The 17,681-nt window shown below is 35.8% G+C and carries 15 protein-coding genes; 7 read left to right on the top strand and 8 right to left on the bottom strand.

The genetic code is table 11. The features are described 5' to 3' along the window. Nucleotides 1-514: 514 nt before the first annotated feature. The 6 genes from rlmN to lptC form a co-directional block, all read right to left on the bottom strand. On the bottom strand, nucleotides 515-1,741 hold the full coding sequence (gene rlmN, locus ACFIKU_RS00320) for a 23S rRNA (adenine(2503)-C(2))-methyltransferase RlmN (protein ID WP_375641298.1): 1,227 nt from the start codon (nucleotides 1,739-1,741) through the stop codon (nucleotides 515-517). Nucleotides 1,742-1,783: 42 nt separating this feature from the next. Further along, nucleotides 1,784-2,287, bottom strand: a complete 504-nt coding sequence (locus tag ACFIKU_RS00315) for an invasion associated locus B family protein (RefSeq protein WP_375641297.1) — start codon at nucleotides 2,285-2,287, stop codon at nucleotides 1,784-1,786. 1,874 nt (nucleotides 2,288-4,161) lie between these two features. Beyond that, complete coding sequence (gene ptsN / locus ACFIKU_RS00310) at nucleotides 4,162-4,626, bottom strand: PTS IIA-like nitrogen regulatory protein PtsN (RefSeq protein ID WP_273722380.1); 465 nt, start codon at nucleotides 4,624-4,626, stop codon at nucleotides 4,162-4,164. Nucleotides 4,627-5,522: 896 nt separating this feature from the next. Continuing rightward, a complete protein-coding gene (gene lptB / locus ACFIKU_RS00305; protein WP_012754448.1) occupies nucleotides 5,523-6,317 on the bottom strand; it encodes an LPS export ABC transporter ATP-binding protein in 795 nt (264 codons plus the stop codon). 6 nt (nucleotides 6,318-6,323) lie between these two features. Further along, nucleotides 6,324-6,923 carry an LptA/OstA family protein gene (locus ACFIKU_RS00300; RefSeq protein WP_375641295.1) on the bottom strand — a complete coding sequence of 200 codons (600 nt, stop codon included), beginning with the start codon at nucleotides 6,921-6,923 and terminating at the stop codon, nucleotides 6,324-6,326. Between the two features lie 76 nt (nucleotides 6,924-6,999). After that, nucleotides 7,000-7,644: an LPS export ABC transporter periplasmic protein LptC gene (gene lptC, locus ACFIKU_RS00295; protein ID WP_375641294.1), complete on the bottom strand. Its 645-nt coding sequence runs from the start codon at nucleotides 7,642-7,644 to the stop codon at nucleotides 7,000-7,002. Between the two features lie 183 nt (nucleotides 7,645-7,827). On the opposite strand from lptC, the gene ihfB reads away from it, so the two are divergent. The 7 genes from ihfB (at nucleotide 7,828) to ACFIKU_RS00260 (ending at nucleotide 13,735) form a co-directional block, all read left to right on the top strand. Continuing rightward, a complete protein-coding gene (gene ihfB / locus ACFIKU_RS00290; RefSeq protein WP_012754445.1) occupies nucleotides 7,828-8,106 on the top strand; it encodes an integration host factor subunit beta in 279 nt (92 codons plus the stop codon). Between the two features lie 7 nt (nucleotides 8,107-8,113). Beyond that, on the top strand, nucleotides 8,114-8,410 hold the full coding sequence (locus ACFIKU_RS00285; RefSeq protein ID WP_375626136.1) for a LapA family protein: 297 nt from the start codon (nucleotides 8,114-8,116) through the stop codon (nucleotides 8,408-8,410). Nucleotides 8,411-8,578: 168 nt separating this feature from the next. Beyond that, nucleotides 8,579-9,511 (top strand): class I SAM-dependent methyltransferase, encoded by a 933-nt coding sequence (locus ACFIKU_RS00280; protein WP_375641291.1) that lies wholly within the window; start codon nucleotides 8,579-8,581, stop codon nucleotides 9,509-9,511. Between the two features lie 2 nt (nucleotides 9,512-9,513). Next, nucleotides 9,514-10,368 carry a TrmH family RNA methyltransferase gene (locus ACFIKU_RS00275; protein WP_375641289.1) on the top strand — a complete coding sequence of 285 codons (855 nt, stop codon included), beginning with the start codon at nucleotides 9,514-9,516 and terminating at the stop codon, nucleotides 10,366-10,368. After that, nucleotides 10,358-10,861: a signal peptidase II gene (gene lspA / locus ACFIKU_RS00270; protein ID WP_375641287.1), complete on the top strand. Its 504-nt coding sequence runs from the start codon at nucleotides 10,358-10,360 to the stop codon at nucleotides 10,859-10,861. The genes ACFIKU_RS00275 and lspA overlap by 11 nt, the downstream gene beginning before the upstream one ends. Before the next feature lie 1,124 nt (nucleotides 10,862-11,985). Beyond that, complete coding sequence (locus ACFIKU_RS00265) at nucleotides 11,986-12,759, top strand: Bax inhibitor-1/YccA family protein (RefSeq protein ID WP_375641285.1); 774 nt, start codon at nucleotides 11,986-11,988, stop codon at nucleotides 12,757-12,759. 112 nt (nucleotides 12,760-12,871) lie between these two features. Continuing rightward, entirely contained in the window at nucleotides 12,872-13,735 is an 864-nt protein-coding gene (locus tag ACFIKU_RS00260; RefSeq protein ID WP_375641283.1) for an endonuclease/exonuclease/phosphatase family protein, read from the top strand. 5 nt (nucleotides 13,736-13,740) lie between these two features. On the opposite strand, the gene polA is transcribed toward ACFIKU_RS00260, so the two are convergent. Both polA and dnaQ read right to left on the bottom strand, forming a co-directional pair. Further along, on the bottom strand, nucleotides 13,741-16,650 hold the full coding sequence (gene polA, locus ACFIKU_RS00255; RefSeq protein WP_375641281.1) for a DNA polymerase I: 2,910 nt from the start codon (nucleotides 16,648-16,650) through the stop codon (nucleotides 13,741-13,743). A 321-nt stretch (nucleotides 16,651-16,971) separates the two neighbouring features. Further along, entirely contained in the window at nucleotides 16,972-17,679 is a 708-nt protein-coding gene (gene dnaQ, locus ACFIKU_RS00250; protein ID WP_375641279.1) for a DNA polymerase III subunit epsilon, read from the bottom strand. Nucleotides 17,680-17,681: the final 2 nt, after the last annotated feature.

The following is a 17,681-nucleotide window of genomic DNA, read 5'->3' as shown; positions in this document are numbered from 1 at the left end:
AGTGAGGTAATATCGTAATTCCATAGATTCCTTTGTTTTATACTCTTCATAAGCCTTATCATGAAATGGGGAGTACATTAGAGAATACTTTTTTAAAAACATGTCAATAGACAACACAATGGTATTTATATTTTAGAAACTCCGTTTTGTGTGTGAGGCGTAATCTTGTTAAAGAACGTAACAAACAAAAAAGTGAGGCAAGGCACAATCTCCACTTTTTAAAGGATATTACCGTGAATGCTTTTAAAAGTCATAAAACCGAATTAAAGGGTATGATAATAAGGTGTAAATTAATTACAATCCTTACACTTCATATTCCCTCTAAATTAGGCTTCCTTCTTATTTCAGAGATTATGCAAACAAATTATAGGCAATATCTTACCCTATTTAGCTTATAAAAGCTGAAACTATTCGTCTCGCACTTATCCATCTTAATCTCTGTCTCACACATGCTATTATATGCTGATTTACTGAAAAAAAGCATAGGCTTTAATGTCGCTGAAAGTTGGATTAACTAATGACCAATGGCATTTTCAAGTCGCAAACGTTCAGATTTCCGTAAACGCTCTGAAGCTGATTTAAGTTGTCCACATGCCGCTAAAATATCGCGTCCACGCGGTATCCGAATAGGAGAAGCATAGCCCGCTTGATTAACGACATCAGCAAAACGTTCGATTTGCTCCCAATCAGAACACTGATAATTACTCCCTGGCCACGGATTAAAAGGGATTAAATTGATCTTAGCAGGAATCCCTTTCAATAACTGAATCAATCGCTTAGCGTCATCTAAACTATCATTGATATCTTTAAGCATAACATATTCAAAAGTGATTCGTTTTGCATTAGAAAGACCAGGATAATTACGGCAAGCCTCCATGAGTAAAGCAAGCGGATATTTTTTATTAATAGGAACAAGCATATCCCTTAATGTATCGTGTACTGCGTGGAGTGAAATAGCTAACATAACACCAATTTCTTCTCCGGTTCGGATAATTCCAGGAACAACTCCACTGGTTGAAAGCGTAATCCGACGTTTTGATAAAGAAAGCCCATCACCATCAGAAGCAATCAATAAAGCTTTTTTAACAGCTTCAAAATTATAAAGAGGTTCTCCCATCCCCATCATAACAATATTGGTAATTTTGCGACCTTCAAGGGGAACTATTGCCCCATCAGGGGTATTTTTATCAGGAAAATCACCTAAACAATCACGTGCAACCAATAATTGTGCCAAAATTTCTTCCGCAGTCAGATTGCGAACAAGCATCTGCGTTCCCGTATGGCAAAAAGAGCAAGTTAACGTACACCCTACTTGCGATGAAAGACATAAAGTACCACGTCCTTCTTCAGGGATATAAACCGTTTCAATTTCAACAGGCTTTCCAGCTCCACGCGCAGGAAAACGTAAGAGCCATTTACGCGTACCATCTTTTGATATTTGTTCTCCAACAATTTCTGGGCGCGCAATGGAGAAATGACACTTAAGTGTCTCTTGCATTGCTTTGGAAATATTCAGCATCTCATCAAAATTTGAAACACCACGCACATAAAGCCAATGCCAAAGCTGACGCACACGCATACGCGTTTGATGCTCTGGTACACCAACTGTCTTTAAAGCTTGCACCATCTCATCTTGCGACAAACCAATTAAAGAGAGCTTAGAACTCTCCTTCACGACCACATTATCTGTTTCTCGCGCAAAACATGAACCAACTGGTCTAAGGTCATAGGAAATGGCCATTGCTTTCCAATTCACATCACTATTTTAGAAATTATCGAAACCTTAATGGCACTTTTGAGCTGCATTTAAAGCAGCAGTAACCCCTTTTAAGGAATAAGTATAGGTAGTATGCGTTCCTCGTTTTGATATCGCTTGCACTGTCATATTGTTTCCAGCACGTATAGCAGAAACAAGCTGCTTTTCTAGCTCTGATGATGCCAACCAAGCTGAGGAATCCTTCGTGAAAAAATCAAAGTCCTTATTTCCAATGGTCACTGTCACTCTCGACCCTTCTTGAAGCTTATAACCAGCCATAAACTGCGGTTCAAACGAAACAGGTGAATGAGAACGCTTGGTAATTAAGAAAAAGTTATCACCATGATTAACCGTTGTTGGAAGAGCCTTCAAAGGTACAGATAACACATAGCAAATCGTATTTTTGGGCGATTTATAAGAATAGGCCCCCCACGCTTCAAATTGATTTAAACGATTTGGCGTTTGTGCATATGTTGCCCCAGCTGTAACCAGAACCATTACAGATGCAGTAATAACAGTCTTTTCAAACATCTTTATTTAGCTCACTTCTTTAGTCTCTAACAAGATTCTCTTCATTGGAAAAATTCAAAAAACTTCTCTATACCCATGTATCACTGTCCTAATTCCTCCAATAAGCGAAATATTTTCACACCATCAGAATAGATTTCTATGTTTCATTGTGACCTTTTAGTTTTTACCAAAATATAAACTTCTTATTCAATAACCACATTAAAAAATAACATTTTCATTTTATGCTACTCATTTCGTTTTTGTGTAAAAAACGATTTCTTCAAGCAATAAAACTTCATAACAAGATGAAAATACACCACCACTCTATTAAGAAAAAAACTATACTCTTTATATCACAAAAAATCTTCTGCAAAATTTTGAAAATACACCCCGTACTCCCAAAAAACTTCACAGCTTTTCGAATATCACTTTTCGACTTCACACATTCAATACATTTATGTTCGTAAATACCTTACCTTTCACCCATTATAGTGCATTCACACTTCGTATTCAACATCATCCCCATACCGCCCTTTCATAATCTTCAAAATATCTTGAAAAAATAATAGAATATTATCAAGATATTAATAATAAAACATAAAGAATTTTGATTCTATCTCAATAATCACATACAACTTTGTTTCTTTTGATCTTATTTCCCTATATATTTCATCTCAAATTGTTAATTTCTAAACTGATTTCAGTAGCTTATAATATCTTAATCATATTATTTTAATGTATTAGACGATATTTTTCTTTCTGTTATAAAAAGCTTCTTAAAAATTCTTTTGGAAAGTTTCCTTCTCTTGTTTCTCAGTAATTTATAAACAAAAATATAAAACTTTTTTCTACAGCAATTCTAACTTTATCGTTTTTTAACAACATTTTAATCAATTAAAGTGGATCTGTATAAGTCTTCCCATGCACAAAGCTCTTTCACCCAATCTAAATATATAATTTTCATTCTTACTGTACAAAATTATTTTTTAGTATGAGCTCTATACAACAGCTGACATCTAAATCATACCTATTAAAATAATTGATATCTCCCATTTTGAAGAAGCAAACCGGCACCATCACACTATTTCCAGCTTCTAATATTGCTACAGCCCTTGGCTCTTGAGACGGTTCATAAGAGGCATTTTTACTCCTTGTCTTATACAGTTTTATCCACACGCTAATTCCGTTTATAACGTGCAAGAAAATGATTTTTATTGATTCAATATAAACAAATTTGGAATGAGAGAAGCTTACAATATTCAGATCTCTCATCCAACATGAAAAATAGTGATTTATATTTAAAATCAATCTACTAATACATACAGGATACAATATCCCTTATTGTCTACTTGAACCTTAATAATATTATCCCTAAATACCCAAATTTAAATTACAAAAAGATTCAATGCACAAATAAACTTTCCTATTGATTTCTTCTCCAGCCTCAAAGAACGAAGATTCTTAATCCAATCTTGACTGAAAAAGTTTGTATTCTTGTCGAGCGGTCTCCTCTTGCCTTCCCACTCATGTGATTCACTTAACTAAAGGATCTATAGACAAGTCCTACTCAAGAATATTTACTACGCACTCTAAAAGCACTTAATATATTAAGAAGACTTACAGGATTTATCTCACCACACCTCAAACGATAGTGTTTTTACAGTATAACAGGATAAAAGAATCCACGAACATAATAATTAGATGCTTTAATATACGAGAACAAGAAAGGACAAGTCCTTCGTTTTTGTTGCTTATTCTTTAACAAGAAGGTTCACTTAGAAATTATTTTTTAAATCTCATGACATAATCTTTTGTTATTAGTCTTAAGATGCAAATTATATTATTTCCCACGCTCTGTGATGCATACCTCGCAATTTATACACCCATAATACCTTTTAAGCTGCATTTGATTCTGAAGTTTGAATCAATAAAGCATAAAGCGCATTGGCATTATGCGTATTGCGCAACTTTTGCACAACATCAGCATGACGCAAAACACGTGCAATCTGTGATAAAGCTTTTAAGTGATCTGCACCAGCATTTTCAGGTGCCAAAAGGAGAAAAACAAGATCTATAGGTTCGTCATCGAGAGCTTCAAAATCAACAGGACTTTCAAGACGTGCAAATATACCAATAATCCGATTAATATTAGGTAATTTCCCATGAGGAATCGCAATACCACCACCCAAACCCGTTGAACCAAGCTTCTCGCGTTGCAAAACAACATCAAAAATTACATGCTCACTAAGACCTGTCAGCTTAGAAGCCTTTTCTGCTAAAATTTGTAGAACTTGTTTTTTCGAATTAGCCTTAAGAGCCGGAATGATCGCTTCCGGTGCTATTAACTCACTCAAATTCATACTTTAATTTTCCTCTTACACGCTCAAATGCTCATAAATAAACCTATAAACGGTATAGACATTTAATGTTTTTCACTTTTCGCAACATCGCATGTGTTTTATTTTTCAATTTATAGCAGGTGATAACTCAATACATGTCATATCACTTTTAACAGAACAATAAATAGTATTTAGCTCCTCATTAACGGCATGAGAAAACGAAGAAATGAAGTTGTTCATAAAGTTAATTTCCTTACGACTCTAGAAAAGGTCATTATTCATAAATTTATTAAACTTGTCATAAGGGTTGATGTATAATTCGCCATCAGAGTTTTTCTTTCTTTAAAAATGATCCCTTAAATTAAGATGAAAAGCGTACTGCGCAAAATGGACCTTTACTTTGAAAATTACTGTATAGCTTGAATATCGCCTTATAACAAGAATATAAAGGTTTTAGAGATTTAATGATTACTTTAAAAATTTATAGATTTAGCCTGATATCTGTAGCTGAGCTCCTATTTTTAAATAGGCCATATAAAACAATAAAATACGACAACTCACATTGAATAACCGGTGCTCCCATCAAAATACCTAAAACAGCATCATCGATATATTATTTGATTCGACAGAGAAAAATATGATAAACATCTCTTACCTTTCAATAATACACGCATTTATTGCGAGCTTCGTTTATCACTCATTATCAAGTTAATCTAGTGATATTTTTTCTATGATACAATCATGAGTAAGCTAAACTTATAAAACAACAAACTAACCCTTTAATGATGAATCCTTTTTCACCACTCAATAAAAACATTCTAAGGTTATAGTCATAAAAGAAGTTTTGGCATAAATAAGGAGATTTTCAGTAATAATGTTTGATTAAAATTAAATCGAAACTCGTGAAAACTGTAAAATCAAAGGGAAAACTGATTTCCCAAATAAATCCTGCGTACATCAACGTTGTTGATAATATCATTAGGACAGCCGTGAACTAATACCCGCCCTGTATGAATAATATAAGCGCGATCGACAAGCCCTAATGTCTCACGCACATTATGATCCGTTATTAAAACACCAATGCCACGCCTAGTTAGATGACGAATAAGTTGTTGAATATCGAAAATAGCTATAGGATCAATTCCTGCAAATGGTTCATCAAGTAACATAAAATGGGGACGAGAAGCTAAAGCGCGCGCAATTTCAAGTCGCCGACGTTCACCTCCAGATAACGAAAGTGCAGACATTTTACGTAAATGATCAATTTTAAATTCATGTAAAAGGCTATCTAACTCTTCACGCTGTTTAAGGCGATCTTTTTCAACGACCTCTAAAACAGCTTTAATGTTATTTTCTACTGAAAGACCACGAAAAATAGAAGCCTCCTGTGGAAGATATCCAATACCCAAACGCGCACGTCGATACATCGGAAGATGCGTAATATCAAATCCATCAATTTTAATGGATCCTCCATCAGATTTTATGAGCCCCGTAACCATATAAAAACAAGTTGTTTTACCTGCCCCATTGGGCCCTAAAATGCCAACAGCTTCTCCTGTACGAATGCCAAAAGAAACACCATTAACAGTTCGTCTTCCTCGATAAACTTTAATCAAATTACTGGCAATCAAGGTCCCTTTTAAGGGATTTTTTGAAGCTTCACTTTCAAGATTATACCTATCGGTCTGTTTTTTTCTTTTGATTCCAAACATGAAATCTTAATGGCCATTCTTTTGATTTTGTTTTAAAATAATGGAAACACGACCCTTTTTCTTAGGCGTCTCACAACCTTCTAAAAAAGCCTTTCCGCTTTCCATATTTGCCGTTAGTTTGCACCCCGTTGCCACATTGTCACCATCAGTTAACACAACATGATTCCCTGTCAAACTCATCATTTTTGACTTTCCATCAAAAACGCCTTTATCACCCGTAGCAATTTGCGTAGCAATTTTTATATAAACTTCTCCCAAAGCTTCCATTTTTTGTATACCTGATGAACCAAATAAAGAAACAGATGATGCCTTTGTATCTTTCTTGTTTTTATCAATTTCTTTATATGCTTTATCGTAGTAAACAACTAATTCTGCCGTTCTTAAAAGACGTTCACCTTGCACCACTGAAACATCACCCTTAAAAAGCGCTATCCCTTCTTTATCACGTATTTCCAAAGAATCTGCATGAAGTTCTACCGGTTCTTTGTCGCTTGATAGACTTATTCCAAAATGGGCCACTTCAGCATATCCTAGAACAGCTCCTCCTCCTAACATTCCCATGCTAAAAGCCAACATCACACCTATCCATCTTTTGTATGATTTCATTATTTCAATTCTTCTGTTTGTATATACATGTACTTCTCTTTATAAATATCCTCTAAAGATTCGTATTGATATTGCGTCATTGCTTTTGAAACACTAGATGCACACCACCATGGAAATACATGTTTTTTCCTTTTTCTCGAATTTGTAAGGCGTTTGCGGCAAGATGCAAACCAGCTTGCTGAATATTAACACGTTGATCTGTTTTTAACTGTCCCTCGGATAAGTTAATACTAGCTGACATAAACTGTACCATCATCCCATCATTCGTCGTAATGGTAAATGGCTTGTCCAACTGTAAAAAACCATTAATGTTATCGTAAACCCCCCCTTGCGCTGCGAGAAAAACCTGTCTTTGTTGGCCCATAAATGCTTTAGCTGTAATGTTTTGCAATCCAATCATTCCAGCGTGTGTATGGTCTTGAAATGCCTTTTCTGCTTTAAGCCAATAAGGTTCATGAGCACGCGTATACCCTTCTAATTTTGGATTGAGCATCGTCAAATTCATCACGCCACTTTCTTCATGATTCAAAGGCGTAGAATCAGAAGTAACAGGAACCAAGAAAAACGTAAACCAGCAAAAAACCAGCGCTGAAATCAACGCTAAAAGAGGTAAAAAAATTTTTAATATGCTAATGCGACGCGAATGACGGGATGCTTTTTTAAAAACATCTCCAAAAGATGATTGCGTTGGAAAAGCTTCATAATGATTGTGTACGGACATACTCTCCTAATCTCTTAAATACTCCGCATTTTTAATCTGTATAACCTTTATAGAAGGTATTTTCAAATTTTGTTTCTTGCAATTTGTTTTTTCTTGGTTTTATTTTGCTTTTATCCGTTTATATATTGTAATATGCATGAAGTGCACAATTACGAAAAAAATTTGTGTGAAAGTGAGGCTATTGTGGTAAAATCAGAGCTCGTGCAAATTATCGCTCGTCATAACCCGCATCTTTTTCAACGGGATGTGGAGAATATTGTAAACGCTATTTTTGAGGAAATTTCAACAGCACTTGCAAATGGCAATCGCGTTGAACTTCGAGGATTTGGAGCTTTTTCTGTAAAAAGCCGTTCAGCCCGTAATGGACGTAATCCACGAACAGGTGAAGCCGTTTCTGTTGAAGAGAAGTGGATTCCCTTTTTTAAAACTGGCAAGGATTTACGCGACCGTCTTAATCAGTGAGAAACTTATGATAATTAAACGTATTCTTCTAACAAGTATCGGTGTGATTCTCGCAGCGTTTTTGATTGTTTTTATCGTGGCTAATCGTCAAATGGTTCCGTTAACCCTTGATCCTTTTCGAGCAGATTCTGAAAGTTTTACTTATCATGCTCCCCTCTTTATATGGCTCTTTATTTTCTTTGGTTTTGGTATTTTATTAGGAAATCTGATCAGTTGGTTTTCCTATCACAAATACAAAAAAGCTCTCAAAAAAAGTAACGCCGAGATTGAAAAATTGAAAACGTCTATCACAAATCTGGTGTAATGGTATTTAAATGAAATCTTTTCTCTCTGTATTTGATATTCAGTACAGAGTTAAAAGTGCTCTTTTTCTTTTTTATACATATTTTAATTGATTTTAGCTCTTTTGCACTTTTACGAAACACTTAAGAACTTTATAATATATTTTCATACCTCAACCGTGATACAAAACATGCCCGCACAATGCTTTCAATCTTCCCATAACAATAGATATCCGCAGGAAAAGCTGCCCCTTATTTTAGAAACGGGTATAAGCGAAAACTATGCTCTCATTGATTCTGGTCATGGACAAAAATTAGAACGTTATGGAGCTTACCGCATTATTCGACCAGAAGGTCAAGCACTATGGAAACCCGCTTTACCACAAAAACAATGGGCTGATGTTGATGCTATTTTCACAGGAAACCTTGATGAAGAAGGGGTTGGTCGTTGGCATTTTCCTAAAAAGCCACTCGATGAAACATGGACTCTTGCTTGGAATGGATTGTCTTTTCTAGGCCGTTTTACTTCCTTTCGGCATGTGGGGGTTTTTCCTGAACAAGATGCCCATTGGCGCTCTATGGAAGAACAAATTGTTAAAGCCGAACGTCCTATAAAATTGTTGAATCTTTTTGGCTATACAGGTATCGCCTCTTTGATTGGGGCGCGAGCGGGTGCGAATGTTACCCATGTTGATGCTTCTAAAAAAGCCATTGCGTGGGCAAAAGCTAATCAAGAAAGAGCAGGATTACCAGATCATTCTATTCGCTGGATTTGCGATGATGCTATGAAATTTGTCGAGCGTGAACTGCGTCGTAAGAAAAGCTATGACATGATTCTTCTTGATCCTCCCGCTTATGGGCGTGGACCCCATGGTGAAATTTGGCAACTGTTTGATCATTTGCCCGCTATGATCACAAATTGTCGTAAACTTCTCTCTGATAAACCGCTCTCTGTTGTCCTTACAGCTTATTCTATTCGTGCTTCCTTCTTTGCACTTCATGCTTTAATGCGTGATGCATTTGTAAATCTTGATGGTACGGTCGAATCAGGAGAACTCATTTTGCGTGAAGAAGTTGCAGGACGTGCTCTTTCTACTTCTCTTTTTAGCCGTTGGATTGCTTGAATATGTGTAGACCCAAAACTGGCAGAGTGAAAGAAATTACCTCTCTTAGCAACCCCATCATAAAAGATCTTAAAGCACTTAGCCAAAAGAAAAATCGTAATAGAGAAGGTCTTTTCATGGCAGAGGGATTGAAATTAGTCATTGATGCTCTCGATCTCGGCTGGACAATACAGACGCTTATTTTTTCTAAAAGTAAAATTGGTAATGCTGCTATCGAAAATACTGCTGCACGTGCTGTAGCCAACGGTGGTTTTGTTATTAAAGCCTCACAAAAGGTTATGGAATCACTTACCCGACGCGATAATCCACAAACAGTTATTGGTATTTTCAAGCAAAAATGGCACTCTTTTGAAATGATAAAAGGACAGATTAAAGATGTTTACATCGCGCTTGATCGTGTACGTGATCCTGGAAATCTTGGTACCATTATTCGAACCGCTGATGCTGTAGGTGCTAAAGGTGTTATTTTAATTGGCGAAACAACAGACCCTTTCTCGCCTGAAACGGTCCGTGCAACCATGGGGTCTATTTTCTCTGTACCACTTTATCGTTTTGATGAAAGCGCCTTTTTAAATTGGTCTTCTCACTTTAAAGGTATGGTCGTTGGAACACATCTCAAAGGGTCTCAGGATTATCGCACACTTGATTTCAAAAATGGCCCTATTATCCTTTTAATGGGGAATGAAAAACAGGGATTATCAGATCTTCTTACAAATCGGTGTGATAAACTTACGCGTATTCCACAAAGCGGACGAGCAGACTCGCTTAATCTAGCTGTAGCAACAGCTGTTATGCTTTATGAAATCCGTCGCCCCTATTTAATACTGGAACCATCTGAGGAAAAACATGATTCGTAAATCACTCCCTTTTCTTCTCTTGGGCTTGGCTTTGACAGTAGTACTTGATCAAGTTGTCAAATACTGGATTATGCACAATATGCCCTTAGGAACAGAAATTTCGCTTATTCCTTTTCTTTCCCTTTATCATGTGCGCAATTCTGGCATTGCATTTTCGTTTTTTTCTTCCTTTTCTCAGTGGGGAATCATCGCCATCACGATCATTGTGATTATCTTCCTTCTATGGTTATGGAAAAATACTGAATATAATAAGTCTTTAATGCGCTTTGGCCTTATTCTTATTATTGGGGGAGCAATCGGCAATCTCATTGATCGTATTCGCTTTCATCATGTCACTGATTATATACTTTTTCATATTGATGATATTTTTTATTTTGCTATTTTCAATCTTGCAGATAGTTTTATCACTCTCGGTGTTATTGCCATCCTCATTGAAGAATTGCGTACTTGGATGAAAGCAAAACGTCATTCCAACAGTACATCTTCTCATTGATATACTCATTTCTTTAGAAAATAGAGATTATTGACCATCACAAGTATGATTACACATTGATTTTTCTTAATCAGTTCTTGTTGCTCGTTATTTCACGTGTTTCTTTTCATAAAATTATAAGCTCTTATTTTCTTTTCAACCTTACATTCTACACTTGGTTAATGCAAAAGAAATAAACTCATATAGAAATCAATATTTTTTATCCATGTGTCCTACATCATAATTTTGAGGAAATATTTCACAGCATTTAAAGTTCTGTTTATTTGATTAGAACAATTGCTTTTCGCATGTTTCTTTAGTTTTTACAGGTATCGTTTTTACAGAGCCTTTCTTAAGTACTTCGTTTAAAAGCTCTCCTTTTTTATTTTATATATTGTTTAATAAAAAACATTTTTTTTAACTATTTTCAACGGTGTCTTGTTAAAGCAACATATTGATTATAAATATAAAATACCGTTTTTCCTATTGAATGGGAGCCTTTAATATCCTAAATCTCTTTTATTTGGAATCTGTTCATGCTGAATCCATTAAAACCATGTTTCTTGCAAGACACAAGCAAATCAATAATCTTGATTGATTTAAATAAGCAGATTTGCAACCAGAGAATCTTACGATTTTCGGAGTGTCATTTAGCATTCAAAAAAGACAATTTATCATTATATATCAATATATTATATAAAAATCTAATTCAATAGGTCTTCTAACCATACAAAACAGATGCAATAATCTGAGGCTGAAAAATAGTGCAATGATACTTGCCGCTTTTCTTATAAGCGTAAAGATAGTGGATATTTTATAAATGATTGTATTACATATTCCCGTGAATAATAGAAAATTCTTAAGTATAGTCTTTTTATCTTGCAAAAATATGGCAAAAATGGAAATATTTTTTATTAAAATGAACTCTTTCCTTACCAATTTGTAAGGTTCCTTGCTTATATAAATCTCTTGTAATTTTTAAATAAATTGCCATAATAAGGGCAGGTATACTGGAATTCTGTCAGTGATTCTTGAGGGTTTTTGTATTTGCCCAATTAAGGCTTATGCCAAGCTTATCTGTGTAATGACAGAGACACTTTTAAAGCCCTATACCTGACGGAACATATGCTAAAGGATTTTATATTATGGCTAATTTTAAAGATTTACGTTCGGCACCTGCTTCTCATGCCGATGCATCAATTGATCAGGGATTACGCGACTATATGTTGGGTGTCTATAATACAATGGCCATTGGTTTGCTTATTACAGCTGCTGCCGCTTATGCAATTGTATCATTAGCAACGACAACAGATATGAACCAAGCAGCAGCTCAAATCAATAGCAGTGTTTATCTAACACCATTTGGAGTAACATTTTATACATCACCATTCTCTTATATTGTTATGTTTGCACCACTCATAGCAGTTTTATTCCTCAGTTTTAGAATTAATACATTGAGCACAAATGCTGCTCGTAGTCTCTTTTTTGGTTATGCTGCTCTGGTTGGTCTTTCACTGTCTTCAATTGTTTTGCGCTATACGACAGAAAGTGTTGTGCAAACCTTTGTCATTTCCGCCGCAACTTTTGGAGCTCTTTCACTTTATGGATACACAACAAAGCGTGATCTCACAGCAATCGGTTCATTCTTATTCATCGGATTGATCGGCTTGCTGCTTTCCATGATTGTGAACATTTTTCTTGGATCAAGCGCTTTGCAATTTGCTATCTCTGTGATTGGTGTTTTTATCTTTGCTGGTTTGACAGCCTACGATACCCAGAGCATTAAGTTGATGTATTACGAAGGAGATGAAAGCGACACCAGAGGACGTAAAGTTATTATGGGCGCGTTGAATCTTTATCTTGATTTCATCAATATGTTTGTTTTCTTGCTACAGTTTCTTGGCTCAAACCGTGATTGATTGCAAAAATCATAACTTAATTAAAGAACCTTGTTTCTAAAAGAGACAAGGTTCTTTTGTTTTTAGTGTAAGTTTTTACTCTTGGCCTCTTAGAGACTATTCTTTTCGCAAAATGACAAAAATACCTTATAAGCAAAAATTCCCTTGGTTTACCGGTTTTATCCAACAAAAACTCCATAACTCCCTTTTAAATGCAATTCACAGCCGCTCTCATCATCAATCAAACATCATCAATCAAAATAGTAATTATGATCTGACCGTTGCTTCCTATAATGTGCATAAATGTGTAGGTGTTGATAAAATTTTTAATCCTACAAGAATTGTCCGTGTTATTACTGAATTACAAGTTGATATCCTTGCTCTTCAAGAAGCAGATAAACGTTTTGGAGAACGTATCGGTTTGATTAATCTTCAGCTATTAAAAGCTGAAACCGGTTTGATTCCTGTACCTCTTAATACTATGTCACCTCATGGCCATGGTTGGCATGGGAATGCTCTTTTTTTGCGAAAGGGATATGTACGTGATACTTTACAAGTCACTCTTCCTAGTATTGAACCACGTGGGGCTGTAGTTGTAGAGTTGGAAATGGCAGCAGGCCCTATTCGTATTATTGCGGCTCATTTTGGCTTATTACGTTACTCTCGTAAACAACAAACAAAAATGCTCCTTGAAATTTTTCAAAAACGCTCTCTTATGCCTACACTCCTCATAGGAGATTTTAATGAATGGCGGATGGGAAAAGGCTCATCTTTAAATCATTTTTCTCCCTATTTTGATAGCACTTTTGAAGTTGTACCAAGCTTTCCCTCTCGCTTTCCTTTGTTAGCCCTTGATCGCGTTTTTTCTTTTCCCCACCAATTGGTAACAAGTATTGAAAATCATCATTCACCGCTTGCACGTATTGCTTCAGATCATTTGCCTATCAAAGCCTATCTTAATCTTTCCAACGCAATCAACATTCTTAAAAATAAATAAAAAAATTAATGTGCTTCATCCCAATTTTGAGCCGTCATGACTTTTACTTCAAGCGGTACAGATAAAGATAAAACCGGCATTGTAGCATTTTCCATAACATTTTTAACAACAGCCATGGTTCTTTTACTTTCTTCTTCTGGTACTTCAAAAATCAGTTCATCATGCACTTGCAGCAACATTTTTGCTGATAGTTTTTCTTCTTTTAAAGCATCTTCCATATGTATCATAGCGCGGCGAATAATATCGGCCGCAGAACCTTGAATTGGAGCATTGATAGCTGCTCGCTCATTAAGAGAACGAATTTTTACATTCTTTGCTTTTATTTCTGGATAATGGATACGACGTCCAAAAATTGTTTCTACATAACCATTTTCACGTGCAAAGATTTTGGTCTTCTCCATATAATCTTTAATTCCTGGAAATCTTTCAAAATACAGTTGAATATAACGACCTGCTTCTTGGCGTGAAATTCCCAATTGATTGGCTAATCCAAAAGCTGAAATACCATAAATAATACCAAAATTAATCGCTTTTGCACGCCGTCGTATATCTGAATGCATTCCTTCTATCGCAACACCAAACATTTGTGATGCCGTTATAGCGTGAATATCATGCCCTTTAGCAAAAGCTTCTTTTAATGCTTTTATATCCGCAATGTGTGCAAGAATGCGCAATTCAATCTGACTATAATCAGCAGAAAGTAACACATGTCCTTTGGGAGCAATAAAAGCTGTTCGAATTTTACGTCCTTCAGCAGTTCGCACTGGAATATTTTGCAAATTTGGCTCTGATGATGATAACCGCCCTGTTGATGTTATTGCCAAAGAATAATTCGTGTGAACTCGCCCTGTTTTTGGAAAAATATAAGAAGGCAAGGCATCTGTATAGGTAGATTTTAGCTTTGTGAGTTGACGCCACTCAATAATTTTACGCGGTAAAATATGACCTTCAGCAGCTAACTCTTCTAAGGTCTGTGCAGAAGTTGACCATTGTCCACCCTTGGTTTTAGCGCCTCCAGGCAATCCCATTTTACCAAAAAGGATATCCCCTAATTGCTTTGGCGAAGCAAGATTAAACTTTTCATCAGCTTGTTTATAAATTTCCTCTTCTAGAATCAAAGCAGCTTGTGCCAATTCTCCTGAAAGACGCAATAAAATCTGCCGATCAATAAGAATTCCACGTTTTTCCATTCTTGCAAGAACTTCTACAAGGGGGCGATCAAGACGCTCATAAATTTTTGTCATTCCACGAGCAACAAGTTGCGGTTTCAATACTTGCCAAAGACGTAGCGTTATATCAGCATTTTCCGCCGCATAAAGAGTTGCTTGTTTTAAATCTACTTGTGCAAAAGAAGTAATTTTTTTTCCGTTATGCGTTAAATCTTTATAGGCAATTGGTTTATGCTCAAGCCAACGTTCAGACAAATCATTCATATTATGGGTTAACGTTCCAGCATCAAAAGCATATGATAAAAGCATGGTGTCGTCAAAAGAGCTTATCATAATGTCGTATTGCTTCATCACCAACCAATCATATTTTATATTATGACCAATTTTTAACACCGCTGAATCTTCTAATATCGGTTTTAAAAGTGCTAAAGCTTTTTGGGTCTCAATCTGCGAGGCAATGCGCCCACCCCTCAAAAGGTCCTCTTCTCCTTCATCAAAATGTTCAAGAGGTATATAAGCTGCTTTTTCCGGCTGTAATGCGAATGAAAAACCAACAAGCTTTGCTTGCATCGGATCAAGAGATGTTGTTTTGATATCAAATGCAAAAAAACCCTGCTCTTGTGCTTGTGATAACCACTCTTTTAAAACTTCCTCATCAAGAATTGTTGTATAAGCATCTCTTGTAATTTTTTGAGTCAGTGCTTGATCTTTACGTTTTTGTGCAAAAACTTGTGGAGAATTTTCAGAAAAATTGTGAAGAGATGTGCGCTCAATATTCTTGATATCAGAATCATGCCCATGGCTCAGTTTTTCCCATTCAACATCTATATCAAGTGCATCAATAACAGCTGCATCGCATGACGTCGCCTCTGCCACGCGACGCGTTAATGTTGAAAATTCCATCGCTTTCAAAAAAGCAATTAAACGTGGACCATCTTGTGGCTCCAAAATAAAATCATCTAAATCATTATCTATAGGAACATCTGTTTTAAGCCTAACAAGTTCACGAGAAATTTTAACTTGTTCTCTATAAGCTTGAATGTTTTCACGCCGTTTTGTTTGTTTAATTTCTTTTACGTTTTGCAATAAAAGATCAAGAGAATCAAACTGATCTAACAACTGAGCTGCAGTTTTTGGACCAATGCCTGGAATACCCGGTACATTATCCGTTGAATCTCCAATTAATGCTTGTAAATCAATCATTTTTTCAGGCGCAACACCCCATCTTTCTACAACTTCTGAGATACCTATATGCTTGTCTTTCATTCCATCATACAAAGATACATGCGTATTTACGAGTTGCATAAGATCCTTATCAGAAGAAATAATGGTTGTTTTTGCCCCAACCTTTGTTGCCAATTTTGCATAGGTAGCAATTAAATCATCCGCTTCAAAGCCTTCCTTTTCAATACAAGGTAAATTAAAAGCCTTCGTTGCTTGGCGTATTAGCGCGAATTGAGGAATTAGATCTTCAGGAGGTTCAGCGCGATTTGCTTTATATTCAGGATAAATTTGTTTCCGAAAAGTATCAGATGAATAATCAAAAATAACAGCAAAATGCGTTGGAACAACACCCGTAGCTGTATTACGAGCATCACAAAGTAATTTCCATAGCATATTACAAAAACCAGCTACTGCTCCTACAGGAAGTCCATCCTTTTTACGTTTTAAAGGCGGCAAAGCATAATAAGCACGAAAAACATAGCCTGATCCGTCAACCAAAAAAAGATGATCTGTTGCTTTCATGACAATTCTATTTCTCCATTTCAGCTAAAAAGCAAATTACCTGTATATATTTTTTTCACTTTTATTTTTATTTTTTCATTTTGCCTCTAAAAAGCCATTTTTTCTTTCCATAAGACATGAAGTCGTTGCACTTTATATTAAGTACCTAGAGCTTTTCTTTGCTGTTACAGGATTAATAGCTTTCATTTTGCTCCTCCTATGATAGCTGAGGTACGATGTAGCGACAGGGTCGTTGTGGTGTTCCCCTCCCCACAACGACCATTTTTTTTGACATCCATATTCTTTAATTTAAAGAGTGATTTTTTTAGAGAAAAGATGATGTTATTCATGAATTTTGAAGTTATTCCACAGAGCTTTTTCACCCATATTGTTGATAAAATCAGCGTGCAACCTTTTTTCTTGCGGACTCAATCTTGAAGGTAAAACCTGTGGGCGAATTTTAACTGCATAAGATGTATCTTTATCATTCTGGATATGTTCATCAAGTCCCCTTTTGTTATCAAAACCCAATACACCTTGCTTTCCACCGATCAGTTCAATATAGACATCGGCTAGAATCTCTGCATCAAGCAAAGCACCATGAAGAATACGATGGCTGTTATCAATTCCAAAACGTTTGCATAAAATATCAAGAGAATTAGGACCCATAGGAAATTTACGCCGTGCCATAGCCAATGTATCAAGAATATTATCAACACTGATGAGCGGTTTGTTGACGCGTTTTAATTCTGCATTAATAAAACCAATATCAAAACTCGCATTATGCGCAATCATTGTCGCGCCTTTGATAAATTCCAAAAATTCATCAACAATATCACTAAAACTTTTCTCGTTTTTTAGGCGTTCATTGGTTAATCCGTGAATTGCTACAACTTCATCAGGAATAATAACGCCTTCAGGGTTTAAATAAACATGAAATTGGCGCCCCGTAAGATAACGATCAACCATTTCTACACAACCAATTTCGATTATGCGATCTTTTTCTTTATCTAAACCTGTTGTTTCTGTATCAAAAATAATTTCCCGCATGA

Origin of the sequence: Bartonella sp. CM120XJJH (genome assembly GCF_042194715.1) — a bacterium.
Taxonomy (GTDB): Bacteria; Pseudomonadota; Alphaproteobacteria; order Rhizobiales; family Rhizobiaceae; genus Bartonella.
The sequence above is the reverse complement of the archived record's forward strand: the minus strand, read 5'-3'. Positions and strand labels throughout refer to the sequence as shown.

Coding starts and splice junctions, on each gene's coding strand:
- rlmN (WP_375641298.1), bottom strand. CDS start 1,741: ATGGCCATTTCCTATGACCTTAGACCAGTTGGTTCATGTTTTGCGCGA.
- ACFIKU_RS00315 (WP_375641297.1), bottom strand. CDS start 2,287: ATGTTTGAAAAGACTGTTATTACTGCATCTGTAATGGTTCTGGTTACA.
- ptsN (WP_273722380.1), bottom strand. CDS start 4,626: ATGAATTTGAGTGAGTTAATAGCACCGGAAGCGATCATTCCGGCTCTT.
- lptB (WP_012754448.1), bottom strand. CDS start 6,317: ATGTTTGGAATCAAAAGAAAAAAACAGACCGATAGGTATAATCTTGAA.
- ACFIKU_RS00300 (WP_375641295.1), bottom strand. CDS start 6,923: ATGAAATCATACAAAAGATGGATAGGTGTGATGTTGGCTTTTAGCATG.
- lptC (WP_375641294.1), bottom strand. CDS start 7,644: ATGTCCGTACACAATCATTATGAAGCTTTTCCAACGCAATCATCTTTT.
- ACFIKU_RS00285 (WP_375626136.1), top strand. CDS start 8,114: ATGATAATTAAACGTATTCTTCTAACAAGTATCGGTGTGATTCTCGCA.
- ACFIKU_RS00280 (WP_375641291.1), top strand. CDS start 8,579: ATGCCCGCACAATGCTTTCAATCTTCCCATAACAATAGATATCCGCAG.
- ACFIKU_RS00275 (WP_375641289.1), top strand. CDS start 9,514: ATGTGTAGACCCAAAACTGGCAGAGTGAAAGAAATTACCTCTCTTAGC.
- lspA (WP_375641287.1), top strand. CDS start 10,358: ATGATTCGTAAATCACTCCCTTTTCTTCTCTTGGGCTTGGCTTTGACA.
- ACFIKU_RS00265 (WP_375641285.1), top strand. CDS start 11,986: ATGGCTAATTTTAAAGATTTACGTTCGGCACCTGCTTCTCATGCCGAT.
- ACFIKU_RS00260 (WP_375641283.1), top strand. CDS start 12,872: ATGACAAAAATACCTTATAAGCAAAAATTCCCTTGGTTTACCGGTTTT.
- polA (WP_375641281.1), bottom strand. CDS start 16,650: ATGAAAGCAACAGATCATCTTTTTTTGGTTGACGGATCAGGCTATGTT.
- dnaQ (WP_375641279.1), bottom strand. CDS start 17,679: ATGCGGGAAATTATTTTTGATACAGAAACAACAGGTTTAGATAAAGAA.